The sequence below is a fragment of the Streptomyces sp. Je 1-79 genome, assembly GCF_025195125.1.
Classification (GTDB): domain Bacteria; phylum Actinomycetota; class Actinomycetes; order Streptomycetales; family Streptomycetaceae; genus Streptomyces.
In genome coordinates this window covers 201,852-219,582 of record NZ_JAMGSL010000013.1, presented here as the reverse complement: position 1 = coordinate 219,582, position 17,731 = coordinate 201,852, and the positions used below count along the sequence as shown (strand labels likewise).

Here is a 17,731-nt window from a genome sequence, read left to right as displayed (position 1 = left end):
CCTCCGGGCTTCCCTTCGGTCTTTCGTGTTTCCAGCTTAGCAGATCCGTTTTCCGTTTCTGCCACCCGCTGGAGCGGGTTGCCGGGCCGTTCTTCGCTTTCGCGTTTCCCTTTCCGGCGGTTCCGACTTTATCAGATTCATTCCGGCCGACCTAATCGGTGGCTTTCGTGATTCGAATAAGGAATCGGATGGCTCCGTGGAAATCGACTTCCCGACCGGAGCAAGAGAGACTCTAGCTCGCCGCCATCGAACTTGTCCAGTTCGAGGCAACCGTTTGAATCTACCTCCCCACGCCAACCGTGTCAACAGTTTTTGCGGGCGAGGAGGAGACTAGCAGGTCAGCGGGGCCGTACGCACATCAGGCGGCGGTCGGTAGCTCGGCGCTGCGGTCCGGCTCGTCGACGTCGCCGGTGGCGCCCGCTCGGACGGCGCGGGCGCCCAGGACATAGACGTAGACGAGGAATGCCAGCTCGGCGGCGATTCCGATGGCGATGCGTGCCCAGGTCGGCAGGCCCGACGGGGTCACGAAGCCTTCGATGAGGCCGGACAGGAAGAGGACCAGGGCCAGGCCGATCGCCATGCCGACGGCCGCGCGGCCTTCCTTCGCCAGGGCGGCTCGGCGGGTCATGGGGCCGGGTTCGATGACGGTCCAGCCGAGGCGGAGGCCGGTGCCGGCGGCGACGAAGACCGCGGTCAGTTCGAGGAGGCCGTGCGGGAGGAGCAGGCCCAGCATGACGTCGAGGCGGCCTGCCGAGGACATCAGGCCGATGGCTACGCCGAGGTTCAGCATGTTGAGGAAGAGGATCCAGAGCACCGGAAAGCAGAGGAACGCGCCGAGGACCAGGCACATGGCGGCGGCCTGCGCGTTGTTCGTCCAGACCTGGGCGGCGAAGGAGGCTGCCGGGTGGCTCGAGTAGTACGTCTCGTACTGGCCGCCCGGGCGGGTCATCTCGCGCAGTTCCGCCGGGGCTCCGATGGCGGACTGCACTTCCGGGTGCGTACCGATCCACCAGCCGATGATCACCGCGAGCAGCGTGGAGAGGACGGCCGTCGGGACCCACCAGTGGCGTGAGCGGTAGACAGCTGCGGGGAAGCCGGCCGTCAGGAACGCGGCCGCGTCACGCCAGGAGGAACGGCGGGTGCCGGTGACCGTGGCGCGGGCACGGGCGACGAGCTGGGTGAGCCGGGCCGTGAGCAGCGGGTCCGGGGCGCTGGACTGGATCAGGGAGAGGTGGGTGGCCGTGCGCTGGTACAGGGCCACGAGCTCGTCCGCCTCGGCGCCGCTGAGCTTGCCGCCACGGCGCAGGAGGTGATCGAGGCGGTCCCACTCGGCGCGGTGGGCGGTGACGTAGACGTCGAGGTCCATGATCGGCTGCTGCTCCAGGCACTGGTGTGTACGGGTCCGTACTACTGCGGCGCGCTGCGGATCAGCTTGGCAGACTGTCGTACCGAGGGGTCGGGGCAGGTCGGAGAAGGGTGGGCGCCGTGAGCGGAGTGGTGACGGGGGACGCCGTCGTCCTGGGGTTGCGGCCGGCGCGGCTGCCGAGCCGGGCTCTGGCGCTGCTTCTCGACCTTGTCGTGGTGTGGGCGGTCTTCCTGCTGGTCACGCTGGGGCTCACGATGGCGACGGCTTCGCTGGACGCTGCCGCGCGGACGGCGGTGTCGATCGCGTCCTTCCTTCTCGTGCTCGTGGGCGCGCCGATCGCGGTGGAGACGCTGTCGCACGGGCGGTCGCTGGGGAAGCTGGCCTGCGGGCTGCGGGTGGTGCGGGACGACGGCGGGCCGATCCGGTTCCGGCACGCGCTGGTACGGGGGGCGATGGGGGTCGTGGAGATCCTGATGACGTTCGGGGTCGTCGCCTGTATCGCCTCGCTCGTGTCCGAGCGGGGGCGGCGGATCGGGGATGTCTTCGCCGGGACGCTGGTCGTACGGGAGCGGGTGCCGGCGGCTCGGGCCTCGGTCCTGCCCCCTCCCCCGCCGTGGCTTGCCGGGCGGTTCGCGGAGCTCGATCTGTCGGCGGTGCCGGACGGGCTGTGGCTGGAGATACGGCAGTACCTGACGCGGATGCGGCAGCTGGACCCGGAGGTCGGGCGGCGGATCGCGGAGCGGCTGGCCGATGAGCTGGTCGCGCGGACGGGTACGCCTCCGCCTGCGGGTGTGCCCGCGGCGGCCTATCTGGCGGGGGTCGTCGGCGAGCGGCAGGCGCGCGACGCGCGCCGGGCCTTCGCCCCCTCCCCGTCTCCCTCCCCCCAGCCCTCTCCCTCGCCCTCTCCCTACCCCCAGCCCTCTCCTTCCGTTCGGCCGGCTGAGCAGCCGCCGGCGGTGGAGCCCGGGCGTTCGACCGGGTTCGCGCCTCCCGCCTAGCGCCTCCCGGCTGCCGTCAGGGAAAGACGTTGGGCGGGGTGTCGAGGGATTCGAGCTCGATGCCGGGGGCGGAGAGGACGACGTCGCCGGCGATGTGAACCGTGTGCTGTTCGCCCGTGTCGAGGGCGTTGACCTGGTACTCGTCCACGATCAGACGGCCGTTGTCAGTGGGGTGCGCTTCACTGTTCACCAGGGCCCAGGACTGGTCGATCGTGAGGGGGGCGAGGACGGGATCCGTGAAGGCGACGAGCCTGACGCGGGTCGCCGGGGAAGCGGGGGTGAGCCGCAGGAGTCGCGTGATCGCGACGAGGAATGCCGGGGACGTGCCGGTGAAGGCGTGGGCGCGCACATTGCCTTCGGTGGCGTGGGTTCCGGTGGGGTCGGTACGGACCCAGGTGACGCCTTCGAGGGCGGCGCCGCGGACCTGCCAGCTCGCGGCGTGGAGTTCGAGTCGGATGGGGCGGCCGAGTTCGTCGATGGCCAGGTCGACGGAGCCGGCGTGCTCGCCGGAGGGGGTGGTGGTCTGTGAGACGTAGCGCCAGCCGGAGGGGCCGGGCGCGCAGTTGAAGTGCTCTTCACCGAGGGGGGTGTGATCGTGCGGATCATGGAGCGAATAGCGGCCGCGGGGCATGGGTCCTCGGGGTGCTTGCTGGGGCGATAGACGAGGCAGGCCCCCGGCACGGGGGTGCGGGGGCCTGCCTTGTTTCCTCTACGGGTGCGGGGGACGGGCGTGCGTCAGTGCACGGGCGCCGTCCGTCCCGGCATCAGTAGCGGTAGTGGTCCGGCTTGTACGGGCCTTCGACCTCGACGCCGATGTAGGCGGCCTGCTCCGGGCGCAGCGTCGTGAGCTTCACGCCCAGGGCAGCGAGGTGGAGGCGGGCGACCTTCTCGTCCAGGTGCTTCGGGAGCACGTAGACGTCGGTCGGGTACTGCTCCGGCTTGGTGAACAGCTCGATCTGGGCCAGGGTCTGGTCCGCGAACGAGTTCGACATCACGAAGGACGGGTGTCCGGTGGCGTTGCCGAGGTTCAGCAGACGGCCCTCGGAGAGGACGATCAGGACCTTGCCGTCGGGGAACTTCCAGGTGTGGACCTGCGGCTTGACCTCGTCCTTGACGATGCCCTCGATCTTGGCGAGGCCGGCCATGTCGATCTCGTTGTCGAAGTGGCCGATGTTCCCGACGATGGCCTGGTGCTTCATCTTGGCCATGTCGGTGGCCATGATGATGTCCTTGTTGCCGGTCGTGGTGATGAAGATGTCGGCCGTCTCGACGACGTCGTCCAGGGTCGCGACCTGGTAGCCGTCCATCGCCGCCTGGAGGGCGCAGATGGGGTCGATCTCGGTGACGATGACGCGGGCGCCCTGGCCGCGGAGGGACTCGGCGCAGCCCTTGCCGACGTCGCCGTAGCCGAAGACGACCGCGGTCTTGCCGCCGATGAGGACGTCGGTGGCGCGGTTGATGCCGTCGATCAGGGAGTGGCGGCAGCCGTACTTGTTGTCGAACTTCGACTTCGTCACGGCGTCGTTCACGTTGATCGCCGGGAAGAGGAGGGTGCCGGCCTGGTGCATCTCGTAGAGGCGGTGGACGCCGGTGGTGGTCTCCTCGGTCACGCCGCGGATCTCGGACGCGAGCTGGGTCCACTTCTGCGGGTTCTCGCCGAGGGTGCGGTTGAGGAGACGGAGGATGTGGCCGTACTCCTCGCTGTCCGCGGTGGACGGGTCCGGGGCGGAGCCAGCCTTCTCGAACTCGACGCCCTTGTGGACGAGGAGGGTGGCGTCACCACCGTCGTCGAGGATCATGTTCGGGCCGCCGGTGGGCGTGTTCGGCCAGGTCAGGGCCTGCTCCGTGCACCACCAGTACTCCTCCAGCGTCTCGCCCTTCCAGGCGAAGACCGGGACGCCGGCGGGGGCCTCGGGGGTGCCGGTCGGGCCGACGGCGATGGCCGCGGCGGCGTGGTCCTGGGTGGAGAAGATGTTGCAGGACGCCCAGCGGACCTCGGCGCCGAGGGCGACCAGGGTCTCGATGAGGACGGCGGTCTGCACGGTCATGTGCAGCGAGCCGGTGATCCGGGCGCCGGCGAGCGGCTGCTGGTCGGCGTACTCGCGGCGGATCGACATCAGGCCGGGCATCTCGTGCTCGGCGAGGGTGATCTCCTTGCGGCCGAAGGCGGCCAGGGACAGGTCGGCGACCTTGAAGTCCTGCTGGGTGGCGGCAGTCGTCATGACTGGGCTGCTCCTCGTGGATCGGGTTCGAGGGTCTGTTGGGGCGCCTGGCACCGCGACATGGAGGAGAGGGCACACGAATGCCCGGGTACTCCCGCGGTGCAGTCGTCGGAGGCCCTCTCTCCCTCGGCCGGTCCTTGCGGACCGCCCGACCGCCATCAGCAGCGACGTCTGGCTGGTCACGAATCTACACCGATCAGTGCAGCGACCCACAGTCCGCCCGCCCCCGGGATTCGGCTGGTTCCGGCCTCGACATCGCATCGGGAGAGGGTCGGGAGAGGATCGAGAGAGGGCCGCCCGGTCTCCTCAGTGGTCCGGGGTGCTCGGGCCGCCCGGGGACTTGGCCGGGTTCACGCCCGCGGCCGCCGCCGACTCGCTGTAGACGTCCGGCTCCAGGTAGATGACCCGGGCGATCGGGACCGCCGCGCGGATGCGCTCCTCGGCCGCGTTGATCGCGTGGGCGACCTCGGTGGCCGTCTCGTCGTGTCGTACGGCGATCTTCGCCGCGACGAGGAGCTCCTCGGGGCCCAGGTGGAGCGTGCGCATGTGGATGAGGCGGGTGACGGTCTCGCCGTCGACGACCGCCTCCTCGATCTGCTTCACCTGCTCGATGCCGGCGGACTCGCCGAGCAGCAGCGACTTCGTCTCGGCGGCGAGGACGATCGCGATCACGATGAGCAGGACACCGATGCAGAGGGTGCCGATGCCGTCCCAGACGCCGTCGCCCGTGAGGAGCGCGACGCCGACGCCGCCGAGGGCGAGGAAGAGGCCGACGAGCGCGCCGAGGTCCTCCAGGAGGACGACCGGGAGCTCGGGCGCCTTCGCGCGGCGCACGAACTCCTTCCAGGACTGGCCGCCGCGGATCGCGTTCGACTCCTTGATGGCCGTACGGAAGGAGAAGGTCTCGGCGATGATCGCGAAGACGAGGACGCCGATCGGCCAGTACCAGTCCTCGATCGGGTGCGGGTGCTTGATCTTCTCGTAGCCCTCGTAGACGGCGAACATGCCACCGACGGAGAAGAGCACGATCGAGACGAGGAAGGCGTAGATGTAGCGCTCGCGGCCATAGCCGAATGGGTGCTGCGGTGTCGCCTCGCGCTTGGCCTTCTTGCCGCCGAGCAGCAGCAGGGCCTGGTTGCCGGAGTCGGCGAGGGAGTGGACGCTCTCGGCCAGCATCGAGGACGAACCACTGAAGAGGAACGCCACGAACTTGGCTACCGCGATCGCGAGGTTGGCGGCGAGTGCCGCCACGATCGCCTTGGTTCCGCCTGACGCGCTCATGGGTGTACGTGTTCCTTCCGTCGGTACTCCGGCACTCTTGCCGCCATTCGGCCGGTCATTGTTGCATCAGGCGACGACGGTGGCGCGGAAGACCGTTCCCGTACCGGACAGTTCGGTCGATTCGCCTGCCGGTACGAAGACGGACTCTCCGGGGGCGAGGGTCACTTCGCCCGCCTTGGGCCGGCCCGCGACGGCGAGCAGGATCTGCGGGGTGGCGGCGGTGACGTCGGTGGGGGCGGCGCCCTCGGCCCGTACGAAACGGGAGAGGCGGAACTCGTCGATGGGAGTGTCGTAGACCTCCTCGCCCGACGGGGAGGCCTCCGGGCGCAGTACGGCCGGTTCCGTCGGTTCGAAGCGGACGATCCGCAGCAGCTCCGGGACGTCGACGTGCTTGGGCGTGAGGCCGCAGCGCAGCACGTTGTCGGAGTTGGCCATGATCTCGACGCCGAGGCCGTCGAGGTAGGCGTGCGGGACGCCCGCGCCGAGGTAGAGGGCTTCGCCGGGCTGGAGTTGGACCGGGTTGAGCAGCATGGCGGCGATGACACCCGCGTCGCCCGGGAAGTGGTGGGCGAGGGTGGCGTACGGGGCGTGGGCGCCGCCCAGGCGGGCGGCGGCGTCCGCGGCCTCGGTGACGGTGTGCGCCAGCTCTTCGCGGTCGGCGGTGAGCAGCGCGGTCATGACCTCGCGCAGCGCGGCCTCTTCGGGGTGGGCGTGGAGCAGGTCGACGTACGGCTTGAGGGAGTCGACGCCGAGCGCGGCGATGGTGTCGGCGGCCTCGATCGGGTCGCGGAAGCCGCACAGCCCGTTGAACGGCGTGAGGGCGCAGATGAGTTCGGGCTTGTGGTTGGCGTCCTTGTAGTTGCGGTGCGGCGCGTCGATCGGGACGCCGGCCGCCTCCTCGGCGGCAAATCCGGCCTTCGCCTGCGCGAGGTCGGGGTGGACCTGGAGGGAGAGCGGGGCGCCGGCGGCGAGGAGCTTGAGGAGGAAGGGGAGGTGCGGGCCGAACTTCCCGACGGCCGGGGCGCCCAGTTCGCGTACGGGATCGGCGTCGACCACCTCGTTGAGCGGTCCGCGCTCCGTACGGGAGGGGGCTCCGGGGTGGGCGCCCATCCACATCTCGGCCTGGGGCTCACCGGTGGGGGCGGTCCCGAGCAGTTCCGGGATGGCCGTGGTGGAACCCCAGGCGTAGGGGCGGACGGTGTTGACGAGGCGGTCCATGGAGCCTTCCAGCTTTCCTCAGTGCGGTGATGGAGGTGAGGTGGCGTCGTGGGACGTGGCGGCGTCGTGGGACGGGTGGTGACGTGGTGTGCGAACGGCGGGTGACGGGCTATGCGGGCGGGTGGGGTGGTGCGATCCCGGCCGAGGCCAGGGACAGGTAGACGGCGGCGAAGTCGGTGACGGCGAGCAGTTCGGCCAGGGTCTCCAGGAGTTCGCCGCTCTCCCCCGGCGCCTCCTCCGATGCCAGCGGTTCCAGCTCGCTGATGGCGGTGCCGTGGCTGAGGGCCAGCTCGCGGGCGGCGGGTGCGGCGGTCAGTCCGCCGGCGTCGGCCGGCCGGTCGCGCAGCAGGACGACGCGGGCGCGCAGGGCCTGCTGCTCGTCGACCCGGTCGCGGAAGAAGTCGTCGGGGTCGGCGCCGGCGGCGTAGTCACCGGCGAGCAGGACGCCGTGAGCGGGCAGGGCCTCGGGCAGCTCGGCGGCGAGCGCGGGCAGCCCGGCCAGTTCGGCCAGTACGGCGGCGAAGCGGCGGCCCACGGGGCCGGCGGCGTCGCCCTCGGTCCAGATCAGCGGCAGCGAGTCGGCGAGTTCGGCGGCGAGCGTCTTGGCGGGGTTGCTGTACGTGGCGATGGCCGGGCCGCAGCGTTCGGCCGTGCTGTCGAGGCGGTCGGCGACCTTCTCCAGCGTCTCGGACGGCGCTTCGACCAGGCCGACGCGGTCGAGCAGGGCGAGGAGCGGGGTGAAGAGGGCCCACAGCGCACCGGGGCCGGCGGCGAGGGTCTCCTCGTACTCCTCGGCGCTCTCGTGCGGAGCCATCGCCAACGGCACGAGCAGTCCGCGCGGCGCGCTGACCGTCTCGGCGAGCGGGGAGGTCTTCGGGGCGACGGCGACGACGGTGATGCCGCGGCGGTACGCCTGCTCGGCGAGGAGCGCGAGGCCGGGCTCGGAGCCGTCGATGGTCGGGATCAGGAGCAGGTCCACGGAGCCGGCCCAGCCGGGCAGGGCCCAGCGCAGGGCGCCGGCGGCGGGTGCGACGCCGGTCGGCTGGAGGCGGATGACGGGGGCCGCGGCTCCGGCGAGGGCGCCGACCAGGTCGGCGACGCCCGCGGCGGCGGTGCCGGGTCCGGCGACGAGCACGGCGCGGGGGCGGCCCTCGGGGCTGAGCTCGGAGACTCCGGCTTCGGTGGCGTGGCGGGCGGCGGTCCGCACCCGTGCGCCGGCCTCGGCCGCGCCGCGCAGGAGGCTGCGGCGGTCGGCGAGGGCGAGGGCGTCCGGGGCGTCGAGGAGGGTCTCGTCGAGCATGGGGCCTCCGGGTACGGGGCGGGTGCGGGCTCGTGGCGTGCGGGTGCGTGGCGTGCGCGTGCGGGCTCGTGGCGTGCCGGTACGTGGCTGGCCGGTGCGGGCCGGTGCGATGCCGTGCGGGGCGGTGCCGTGCGGGAGCGGGGCGGCCGGTGCGGGGCTGTGTGCGCCCGGTCTTCGGCCGGCTCCCACCCGCACCACCTGTGGACACAGAGGTGCGGGTCTTCCCGTACGGGTCCCTCGCCGTCGGCGGCCTACTGCGGGCGGCGGGCCTCGTCGACCAGGAGCACCGGGATTCCGTCGCGGACCGGGTAGGCGAGCCCGCAGTCGGGGCTGGTGCAGATCAGTTCGGGAGTCTCGGCCGCCGTGCGGTCGTTCAGCGGCGCGTGGCACGCCGGGCAGGCCAGGATCTCCAGGAGGCCGGCTTCGAGCGGCATGAGGTGTCCCTTCGAACAGACGATGGTGGTGCTGCCCTTCGGGCCAGGTCAGCCTACCGCCGGGAAACGGGGCGCGCGGCTCGGCACCCACCCCGTTTCCCGGCGGGGAGAACCACGTCAGCCGGTCGCGCGGACCAGGTCCAGGACCTCGTCGCGGATCTTGGCCATGGTGGCCTCGTCGGCGGCCTCCACGTTCAGCCGCAGGAGCGGTTCGGTGTTGGACGGGCGCAGGTTGAACCACCAGTCGGCCGCCGCCACCGTCAGGCCGTCCAGCTCATCGACGGTGACGCCGTCCTGGCCGCCGAAGGCCGCCCTGACGGCCGCCGTACGCCCGGCCTGGTCGGAGACGGTCGAGTTGATCTCGCCCGAGCCCACGTAGCGGTCGTACGAGGAGACCAGCTCGGACAGCGGACCGTCCTGGCCACCGAGGGCGGCGAGGACGTGGAGCGCGGCGAGCATGCCCGTATCGGCGTTCCAGAAGTCCTTGAAGTAGTAGTGCGCCGAGTGCTCGCCGCCGAAGATCGCGCCCGTCTTCGCCATCTCCTCCTTGATGAAGGAGTGGCCGACGCGGGTGCGGACCGGCTCGCCGCCGTTCTCGCGCACGACCTCGGGGACCGACCAGGAGGTGATCAGGTTGTGGATGATCGTGCCGCCGGGGGTCTTCGCCAGCTCGCGGGCGGCGACGAGCGCCGTGATCGCGGACGGGGAGACCGCCTCGCCGCGCTCGTCGACGACGAAGCAGCGGTCCGCGTCGCCGTCGAAGGCGAGGCCGAGGTCGGCGCCCTCGGCCCGGACACGGGCCTGGAGGTCGACGATGTTGGCCGGGTCGAGCGGGTTGGCCTCGTGGTTCGGGAAGGTGCCGTCGAGCTCGAAGTACATCGGTACGAGATCCAGCGGGAGGCCCGCGAAGACGGTGGGAACGGTGTGACCGCCCATGCCGTTGCCCGCGTCCACGACGACCTTCAGGGGCCGGATCGAGGTCAGGTCCACCAGCGCCTTCAGGTGCGCGGCGTAGTCGGCGAGGGTGTCCCGCTCGGTGATCGTGCCGGCCGTGGGGGCGGCTTCGGGGGCGCCCTCCTCCGTCCAGCGCTCGACGAGCGTACGGATCTCGGAGAGGCCGGTGTCCTGGCCGACCGGGGCGGCGCCCGCGCGGCACATCTTGATGCCGTTGTACTGGGCGGGGTTGTGCGAGGCGGTGAACATCGCGCCCGGCAGATCGAGGCTGCCCGAGGCGAAGTAGAGCTGGTCGGTCGAGCAGAGCCCGATCAGGGTGACGTCGGCGCCGAGCCGGGCCGCGCCACGGGCGAAGGCGCCCGACAGGCCGGGCGACGAGGGCCGCATGTCGTGACCGACCACGATCGCCTCGGCGGCGGTCACCTGGACGAACGCGGCGCCGAACAGCTCGGCGAGCGTCTCGTCCCACTGATCCGGCACCACCCCGCGGACGTCGTACGCCTTCACGATCTGCGACAGATCAGCAGCCACGGAACAACCCTCCTGAATACGCCATCATCGGCACGCGTGTGCGGCGCGTGTACAGGAGGCCCAACCTACCGGGGGCCGCTCGCGGGAGGGCAGAGCGCCTTGGACGGTCAGGGGTCCGAGAGGCTGGAAATCAGGGGAAGCCCAGGGGCGTGAGGCTCAGGAGTCGGGGGAGCGCAGGACGCGCAGGTGTCCGCGGCGGCCGACCTCCACGGGGTCCCCGCCGCGGCCTCCGCCGCCCTTGCCTCCGGCCCCGGCCGCGCGCTCCTGGGGGCGGGCCGCCTCCCGTACCGCGTTGGCCAGGGCTTCCAGGTCGTCACCGCTGGGGCGCGACGGGGCGGAGCCGTCGGAGAGCCGGACGACCTCCCAGCCGCGCGGCGCGGTGAGGCGCTCGCTGTGTTCGGCACACAGGTCGTAGCAGTGGGGCTCGGCGTAGGTGGCGAGCGGGCCGAGGACCGCAGTCGAGTCGGCATAGACGTACGTCAGTGTCGCGACGGCAGGGCGGCCGCACGCAGTGCGCGAACAGCGACGTACAGGGCTCACGACGTTGGACGGTACCGCACTCTTGAGCGGGCCGCGACGACTCTCCACCAGGTCACTCCACCGTGTCGCGGTGTGACGTCCGCCACGACCCCTCTCCGGGTCGCCTTCCTGACCTGCGCGTAAGGAGGGGAACGGGGGCGGTGGCGGACGTCGATCCGGACAACGTCCGACAGGAATCCGGTCAACCACGGCCAGATGGCCGATCGCGGGACCCTATGGAATCGAGCCCGTGCTTGGCCGGAACGTTCAACTATCGACAGCCCGGGCGGGGGCGAATCGCGGTGGCACGTGTGCGCAAAGGTCGACTGACACCGAGGAGAGTTACGCTGCGTCAGTGATGGACAGTCCTGTGCCGCCGCGCCCCTCGTCCAGTCCGGCCGAGTCCCCCGCGGGCGGCCACCCAGCCGGCGAGCCCCACGGGGGCGAGTCCCGCTCCGCCGAGGCGCGCCCCGCGGAGGCGCGTCCTGATCCGGTGGAGCCGCGGACGCGTCGCCGCGACCGTCACGGCCGCGGGATGCGGGGGCCGGTGGCCCCGCCGCAGGTGCCGCTGTCGGCCAGTCGGGCCGACACCTTCCGCGATCTGGTCCTGGACTCGGTGGAGCGTCTGGAGCGGCGCTGGCCGCAGCTGGCGGACGTCGAGTTCATGGTGCTCGACGTGCCGCCCACGGTGCCGGGCGAGTCGGTACCGCTGGGCGGCTCGGCACCCGCGGCGAAGGACGGTCCGGCCCGGGTCGTCGTCTACCGGCGGCCCGTCGAGATCCGGTCGAAGAGCCGGGACGAGCGGGCGCTGCTGGTCCACGAGGTCGTGGTCGAGCAGGTCGCGGAGCTGCTGGGGCTCTCCCCCGAGTCCGTCGATCCCCGGTACGGGCAGGACTGACCCTGACCCCGTACGGGAAGGGCTGTAACCCCTCCCGTCGGGTGGTCGTCAGTCGTCCAGGACCGAGAGGTCCTGCTTCGCCGTCGGGACCTCGACCGTGCCCCGGTCGTCCGCGAGGGTCTGGACCGTGAACATGGGGATGCCGTCGTCCGGGAGGGCCAGCATGCGGGCCGCGTGGACCGGGCCGCCCGAGACCGGTTCGACCGTCAGGGCGTAGGAGCCCTTGAGGCCGGACGGGACCAGGTCGGTCACCTTCGCCGTCGTCCCCGCCTTGACCGTGACCGTCCTGGAGACCGGCGAGCCGGCGCCCGTACCGGCCGAGGCGGTGACCTTGACCTGGGCGGCGGCGCCCGGCGCGGTCAGCGTGAGCGTCGAGCCGGACGAGCGGTTGTCGGCGACGGTGGCCCGCGCGGTGATCGCCGCGGTGGCCGGGATGTACGCGACCTCCTGCTTGTCGCCCTTGCCCCGCACGACGCGGAGGGCGGCCACGAAGGGGGTCGGCTTCTTGGCGTCCGAGGGGGTGAGCAGCAGGGAGCCGGCCTCGCCCCGGGTGAGGTCGGCGAGGTCGACGGCCGCGGTCATGCCCGACTTCACGTGCAGGGACTCCGCGCTCGCCGGAACGATCGTGCCGGTCTCGCCGACGAGCTGGATCTTCAGCTCGGCGTCGTCCTCGCCGGGTGCGTACGCCACCAGGCGCACCGAGGTCGCGTCGGAGGGGATGCCGGGCAGGACGGCGGTGCCGGCCGGGTCGGCGGAGGCGGGGAGCCAGTCGCTGCCGAGCTTGTCGTCGGCGGCGCCGACGACCGCGCCGACGCGGCCGCTGCGGGTCGTGACGTGGACGGTCAGGTCGGCCGCCGGGGCCTCGCCGGTGAGCGTGGAGAGCAGGACGGGGACGCTGGAGTGGGCCGGGACGGGGATGCCCTCGGTCAGCTGCGTCTTGAGTTCGCCCTCGGCGCCGTACAGCTCGATGTCGGCGACGGCGGCGGTGTCGTCGGGGTTGGTGAGATGGACGTAGTCCTGGCGTTCCTTGGCCGTGGAGGCGGCGGGGAACCAGAAGTCCGTGTCGGGGGCGGTGCAGGTGACGCCGAGCAGACCGCGCGACCCTCCCGCCGGGACGACGGTGGTCTGCTGGACCGTCCAGCCGGGGGCGAGGCTGCCGGTGGCCGAACCCGTCAGGGCGGGGGCGGTGGCGCCGTTCGCCTCGGCGGAGACGGGCTTGCCGGGCTGGGTGACGGTCGCCGGGGCCTTGGCGGCCGCGGGCTTCTTCGTCGTGGTGCTGCCGGGGGTGGCGGCGGTCGGGGCGGCCTTGAGCTGGGCCTTGGCGGTGGCTCCGGCTCCGGTTCCTGTTCCGGCGCCGGTTCCGGAGGCCGGGGTGTACGAGGTGTAGTCCGTCTCGGCCACCTCGGACGTGGCGGGCGCCGGGCAGAGCAGGCTGGAGCGCTCCACGGGCAGCTTCGCGGGGGCCTTGGCCCCCGCGGAGGTCGAGCCGTCGGGCGCGGTCAGGGCGGCGAAGCCGGTGACCGCGGCGAGGGCGGTGGCGACCGCGATCAGGGAGAGGGTGGGGCGCTTCACTGGTTGCTACTCCCGTCGGGACGCTGCTCGTTCTCGTAGCCGTAGGTGTACGGGTCGTACGCCTGCTGCTCGTCGTAACCCTGCTGCTGGTCGTACCCCTGCTGCGGGTACTGCTCGTACTGCTGCTGCTGCGGGTCGTAGCCCTGCTGCGGATATTGCTCGTACGGCTGCTGGTACGGGTCGGTGTTGCCGTATTCGGCGTACTGCTGGGGCTGCGCGTAGTAGCCCTGCTGGGCGTACTGGTCCTGCTGCTGCCCCTGCCACTCCTCGGTGGCGTACGGCTGCTCCTGCGGTACGGGAACGGGCTCGGGCTCCTGCCCCGCGCCCTGCTCCTGGCCGTAGGCCTGGTCCTGAGCGGCGTACGCAGGGTCCTGAGCGCCGTATGCCGGGTCCTGAGCACCGTACGCCTGGTCCTGAGCACCGTACGCAGGGTCCTGGGCGGCGTACTCGCCGTCCTGGGCCGCGTGCTCCTGGTCCTGGGCGGCCTCGGCGGCGGCCTCCGCCTCCGCGGCGGCGCGCAGGCGGCGGGCCCGGCGGCCGTCGCCCTCCATGGCCTGGGCCGGAATGGCGACCTCCTCCTCGGGGAGGTCGTCGTCGATCTCGCGGCGCCGTCCGGGCAGGGCGAGGACGAGCAGGACGACGCCGAGGCCGACCTGGGCCCAGATCCACAGGGTGCGGGTGAGCGGCTGGTCGTACGTGAGGTCGAGCCTGCCGCCGTCGGCGGGGAGCTCGAAGCCCTGGGCCCAGCCGTCGACGGTGGTCTTCGTCAGCTCCTTGCCGTCGAGGGTGGCGGTCCAGCCCTCGTCGGCGCGGTCGGCGATGCGCAGGACCCGGCCGGCGGGACCGGACGGGATCTTCGTATGCACCTCGACGGGTCCGGCGGCGACGGCGACCGGCTTGGCCGCCGAGTCCGCGGCGTCCGTGCCGGTGGCGGTCGTTCCGGTGTTCCCCTCGTCCTCCGACCCGCTCTTCGCGGTGGGGACGATGGTCGCCCGGGCGACCACGCGCTCGCGGTCGACGCTCCAGAGGGCGCTGCCGTCGAGCTGGCTGAGCCGGCTGAGGCCGGGGGTGGCGTCGAGGACGCGGCTCATCTGGCGCGGTGCCCCGTCCCGTACGAGGACGTAGCGGATCGCGAAGCCGCTGAGCTCCTCGGTCTGGTCGGCGCCGGAGCCGGCCACGAGGTGGGCGACGACCTTGTCCAGGCGCGGGTCGCTGCCGCCCTCAGCGGCCAGTTCGGCGTCGCCGAGGCGGGCGCCGGAGCCACGGACCAGGGTGTACGCCACCTCGCCGGGCGAGGTGCCGCCGAGGACGAGGGTGCGGGGCTGGTCGTCGGTGTCGCTCTCCTCGGCGACGAACGCCGGGACCTGGACCGGGTCGCGCCGGGTCAGCGGGCCGTCGGCGCCGCCGATCATCCAGCCGGCGGCGGCCACGACCGGGCCGAGGGCACAGGCGAGTGCGATGAGGGCGGCGACCGGCTGGCGCCAGCCGAAGCCGTGCGCGGCGACGCGGGTGCGTCCGCGCTCGGCGCCGATCATGGCGGCGGCGAGCAGGGCCGCGCCGTAGACGAGGGTGGCGGGGCCGGCCCAGCCGGTGCCTCCGGCGCCGTTGCTGAGCGCGGCGAAGAGGAGGCCGACGAGGGCGACGGCCCAGGTGGCGCCGACGGCGAACCGGCGCTCTTCGCGCAGGAGTCCGGCCAGGGCGGCGAGCACGATGCCGACGAGGAGGAGTCCGCCGGTGGTGCCCGGGCCGCCGGGGCTGATCCCGAGCAGGTCGAGGGTGGTGGCCGTCCCCGTACGGATGTCGAGTCCGGCCTCGCGCAGGAAGGCGGTGGGGCCGGTCAGCAGGGAGAGCGACCAGGGGGCGAGAACGAGGATCGGGGTGCCGACGGCGGCGAGGAAGCGCAGACCGTAGGCGGTGATGTCGCCGCGGCGCAGGACGAGGACGGCGATGCCGAGGACGACGGCGATCGGCCAGACGATCGGCGTGAACGCCATCGTGAAGGTCAGCAGGAAGGTGTACGCCCAGGTGGCGCGCCAGCTGCCGCGGGCGCCGTCGGGGCCGCCGGTGAGTCCGTGGGCGGCGACGGCGGCGCGGGCGATGAGCGGGAGCAGGATCGCGAGGACGGCGGTGCCGAGGCGGCCGGCGGCGAGCGCGCCGGTGGCGGCGGGCAGGAAGGCGTACGCGATGGCGCCCCAGGCGCGCAGCAGCGGGGACTCGACGATCGGCCGGGCGGCGAAGTAGGCGGTGAAGCCGGCCAGCGGGACCGAGCAGACGAGCAGCACGGTGAGCGCGAAGGAGGTGGAGCCGAGGAAGAGGGCGGAGAGTCCGGCCACGACGGCGAGGTAGGGCGGTGCGGTCTGGGTGCCGCCGGTGCCGAGGGCGTGCCAGCTGTCCGCGTACCGTCCCCACAGTTCGGAGACGGTGTCGGGGGCGGGCAGCAGGGCGCCGCCGGCGAGCGAGCCGCCGCCGAAGAGGCCGCGGCAGGCCACGACGGAGATCAGCAGGAGCAGGGCGAAGAGGACGGGCCCGGGCTTGCGGGCGATCTTCTTCAGCCGGGCGAACTGCTCGATCTCCAGGAAGTCGGCGTCGTCGCCGCCGGGGCCGGACTCGACGACGCCGTGGCGCGATCCGCCGGAATCGGCGTCGGAGCCGCCGAAGTTCGCCACGATCTGTTCGGCGGTGGCGCGGACGGTGGCGCCGGGCGGCGGGAAGAGCGGGCGGAGTTCGCTCGCGGCGACGGCCGGGTTCTTCCGGCGCCTGCGCGCGGCGAGGATCTTCTCGGGGCGCAGCAGGGTGGCGAAGAGGCCCATGACCTCGTCGACGGCCTGGCCGGGGACCTTGCCGACGAGGTAGGCGAGGGTGCGCAGGAGCGTGCCGAGGACCAGCCGGATCAGTACGTACGGCAGGGCGGCGCCGCGGCTGTTGGCGAGCAGGGTGTAGACGGCGCCGGCCTTGTCGACGCGGTGCGGGTTGGCGACGGAGCGGCCCGCGCAGTCGACGGTGCGGCGTTCTCGGGCGGAGGCCTCGGCGTGCCGCAGGACGGCGTCGGGGGCGACGAGGACGCTGTGGCCGGCGGCGTGGGCGCGCCAGCACAGGTCGACGTCGTCGCGCATCAGGGGCAGGCGCCGGTCGAAGCCGCCGAGCTCCTCGAAGACGTCGCGGCGGATGAGCATGCCGGCGCTGGAGACGGAGAGGACGGAGCGGACCTGGTCGTGCTGGCCCTGGTCCTGTTCGCGGCGGTCGAGGCCGGTCCAGCGGCGGCCGCTGCGGGCGATGGAGACGCCGGCTTCGAGCAGCTGCCTGCGGTCGTACCAGCCGCGGAGCTTGGGTCCGACGACGGCGGCGTACGCGTCCGCGTCGGCGACGCGCAGGAGTTCGGCGAGGGCGTCCGGCTCGGGGGCGCAGTCGTCGTGGAGCAGCCAGAGCCACTGCACGGGCTCGCCGTGCGGGAGTTCGGGCAGGTCGTAGGCGTCGTCGCTCCAGGTCCTGCTGACCGGGTCCCAGCCGCTGGGCCGCTTCAGATAGGTGAGTTCCTCGGGTCCGAGCACGGGCGCGGTGCGGGCGGCCTCCTCGACGGCGGCACCGAAGCCCGTACGGCGCGCGAGGTGCAGCACGCGGTCCGAGCCGATCGCGCCGGCGAGCAGCTGTGCGGAGTCGTCGGCGCTGCCGGTGTCGGCGGCGACGACGTTCTGCACGGGTCGTTCCTGGGCGAGCAGCCCGGCGAGGGCGTCCGGCAGCCAGCGGGCGCCGTCGTGGGCGACGAGCACGGCGGTGACGACGTGTCGCGGAAACTCAGGAGTTGAGGACATCGAGGTACGGGCCCTCCGGCCGGGGGTCGCCCGCGGGGGGCGTGGGTACGTCTCGGACGGGGCCCCACACTAACGGCTGTCAACAAAAGGGTCCGCCCCCTGTGGACGGAGCACAGGAGACGGACCGTTCGATGTGTACGGGTGTGCGTGGTTCGGCGGGTGGGGCGCCGGTCAGACGGCGGCCTTCTTCAGACGGCGGCGTTCGCGCTCCGACAGACCGCCCCAGATGCCGAATCGTTCGTCGTTCTGCAGGGCGTACTCCAGGCATTCGGAGCGGACCTCACAGGCGAGACAGACCTTCTTGGCCTCGCGGGTCGAGCCGCCCTTCTCGGGGAAGAAGGACTCGGGATCGGTCTGGGCGCACAGCGCGCGCTCCTGCCAGCCGAGTTCCTCGTCCGCGTCCTCGACCAGCAGTTCCTGGAACAACTCGGTCATGTGCGCCCCTCGTCTGTTCTTTGCGTCCCCGTGATGTTGCCGTTACCGATTCCGGCCGAACGACACGAGTGAAATTACAAGTTCGTGCTCTGTGCGAGTCAAGCCGGAATCTGCTATTGGGCCCGGTATTCACTCTGCGGAACCAAGGCTATGCGGAAAGTGTTCAAATCACCAAAAACCTGACACATGCCACC

Annotated in this window: 14 protein-coding genes; 2 read left to right on the top strand and 12 right to left on the bottom strand. The window is 72.3% G+C overall.

Features of this window, described 5'->3' with window-relative positions; translation table 11 throughout:
- Positions 1-358: 358 nt before the first annotated feature.
- Positions 359-1,366, bottom strand: coding sequence for a stage II sporulation protein M (locus M5362_RS26180; RefSeq protein WP_260230206.1), 1,008 nt, complete (start codon positions 1,364-1,366; stop codon positions 359-361).
- A 119-nt stretch (positions 1,367-1,485) separates the two neighbouring features.
- Here M5362_RS26180 and M5362_RS26175 point away from each other — a divergent pair, with 119 nt between their 5' ends.
- Entirely contained in the window at positions 1,486-2,364 is an 879-nt protein-coding gene (locus M5362_RS26175) for an RDD family protein (RefSeq protein ID WP_260230205.1), read from the top strand.
- A 16-nt stretch (positions 2,365-2,380) separates the two neighbouring features.
- On the opposite strand, the gene M5362_RS26170 is transcribed toward M5362_RS26175, so the two are convergent.
- The 8 genes from M5362_RS26170 to M5362_RS26135 form a co-directional block, all read right to left on the bottom strand.
- A complete protein-coding gene (locus tag M5362_RS26170) occupies positions 2,381-2,995 on the bottom strand; it encodes a hypothetical protein (protein ID WP_260230204.1) in 615 nt (204 codons plus the stop codon).
- Positions 2,996-3,128: 133 nt separating this feature from the next.
- Positions 3,129-4,586 carry an adenosylhomocysteinase gene (gene ahcY / locus M5362_RS26165; RefSeq protein WP_260230203.1) on the bottom strand — a complete coding sequence of 486 codons (1,458 nt, stop codon included), beginning with the start codon at positions 4,584-4,586 and terminating at the stop codon, positions 3,129-3,131.
- Positions 4,587-4,892: 306 nt separating this feature from the next.
- Positions 4,893-5,867 carry a cation diffusion facilitator family transporter gene (locus M5362_RS26160; RefSeq protein WP_260230202.1) on the bottom strand — a complete coding sequence of 325 codons (975 nt, stop codon included), beginning with the start codon at positions 5,865-5,867 and terminating at the stop codon, positions 4,893-4,895.
- 66 nt (positions 5,868-5,933) lie between these two features.
- Positions 5,934-7,085, bottom strand: coding sequence for a mannose-6-phosphate isomerase, class I (manA, locus tag M5362_RS26155; RefSeq protein ID WP_260230201.1), 1,152 nt, complete (start codon positions 7,083-7,085; stop codon positions 5,934-5,936).
- A gap of 109 nt (positions 7,086-7,194) precedes the next feature.
- Positions 7,195-8,385 carry an SIS domain-containing protein gene (locus tag M5362_RS26150; protein ID WP_260230200.1) on the bottom strand — a complete coding sequence of 397 codons (1,191 nt, stop codon included), beginning with the start codon at positions 8,383-8,385 and terminating at the stop codon, positions 7,195-7,197.
- A 251-nt stretch (positions 8,386-8,636) separates the two neighbouring features.
- Positions 8,637-8,819 (bottom strand): Trm112 family protein, encoded by a 183-nt coding sequence (locus M5362_RS26145; protein ID WP_260230199.1) that lies wholly within the window; start codon positions 8,817-8,819, stop codon positions 8,637-8,639.
- Positions 8,820-8,936: 117 nt separating this feature from the next.
- The gene (locus tag M5362_RS26140; protein WP_260230198.1) at positions 8,937-10,304 is read right to left on the bottom strand and encodes a phosphomannomutase/phosphoglucomutase; all 1,368 of its coding nucleotides are present in this window, start codon (positions 10,302-10,304) and stop codon (positions 8,937-8,939) included.
- A 156-nt stretch (positions 10,305-10,460) separates the two neighbouring features.
- Positions 10,461-10,892 (bottom strand): DUF3499 domain-containing protein, encoded by a 432-nt coding sequence (locus tag M5362_RS26135; protein ID WP_260230197.1) that lies wholly within the window; start codon positions 10,890-10,892, stop codon positions 10,461-10,463.
- A gap of 289 nt (positions 10,893-11,181) precedes the next feature.
- Here M5362_RS26135 and M5362_RS26130 point away from each other — a divergent pair, with 289 nt between their 5' ends.
- Positions 11,182-11,721 (top strand): metallopeptidase family protein, encoded by a 540-nt coding sequence (locus M5362_RS26130; RefSeq protein WP_260230196.1) that lies wholly within the window; start codon positions 11,182-11,184, stop codon positions 11,719-11,721.
- 48 nt (positions 11,722-11,769) lie between these two features.
- Here M5362_RS26130 and M5362_RS26125 read toward each other — a convergent pair whose 3' ends face one another.
- The 3 genes from M5362_RS26125 to M5362_RS26115 form a co-directional block, all read right to left on the bottom strand.
- Positions 11,770-13,293: a DUF5719 family protein gene (locus M5362_RS26125; protein ID WP_260230195.1), complete on the bottom strand. Its 1,524-nt coding sequence runs from the start codon at positions 13,291-13,293 to the stop codon at positions 11,770-11,772.
- Positions 13,290-17,102 (bottom strand): glycosyltransferase family 2 protein, encoded by a 3,813-nt coding sequence (locus M5362_RS26120; RefSeq protein WP_260230194.1) that lies wholly within the window; start codon positions 17,100-17,102, stop codon positions 13,290-13,292. The genes M5362_RS26125 and M5362_RS26120 overlap by 4 nt, the downstream gene beginning before the upstream one ends.
- Before the next feature lie 171 nt (positions 17,103-17,273).
- Positions 17,274-17,537 (bottom strand): WhiB family transcriptional regulator, encoded by a 264-nt coding sequence (locus M5362_RS26115; RefSeq protein WP_015033978.1) that lies wholly within the window; start codon positions 17,535-17,537, stop codon positions 17,274-17,276.
- Positions 17,538-17,731: the final 194 nt, after the last annotated feature.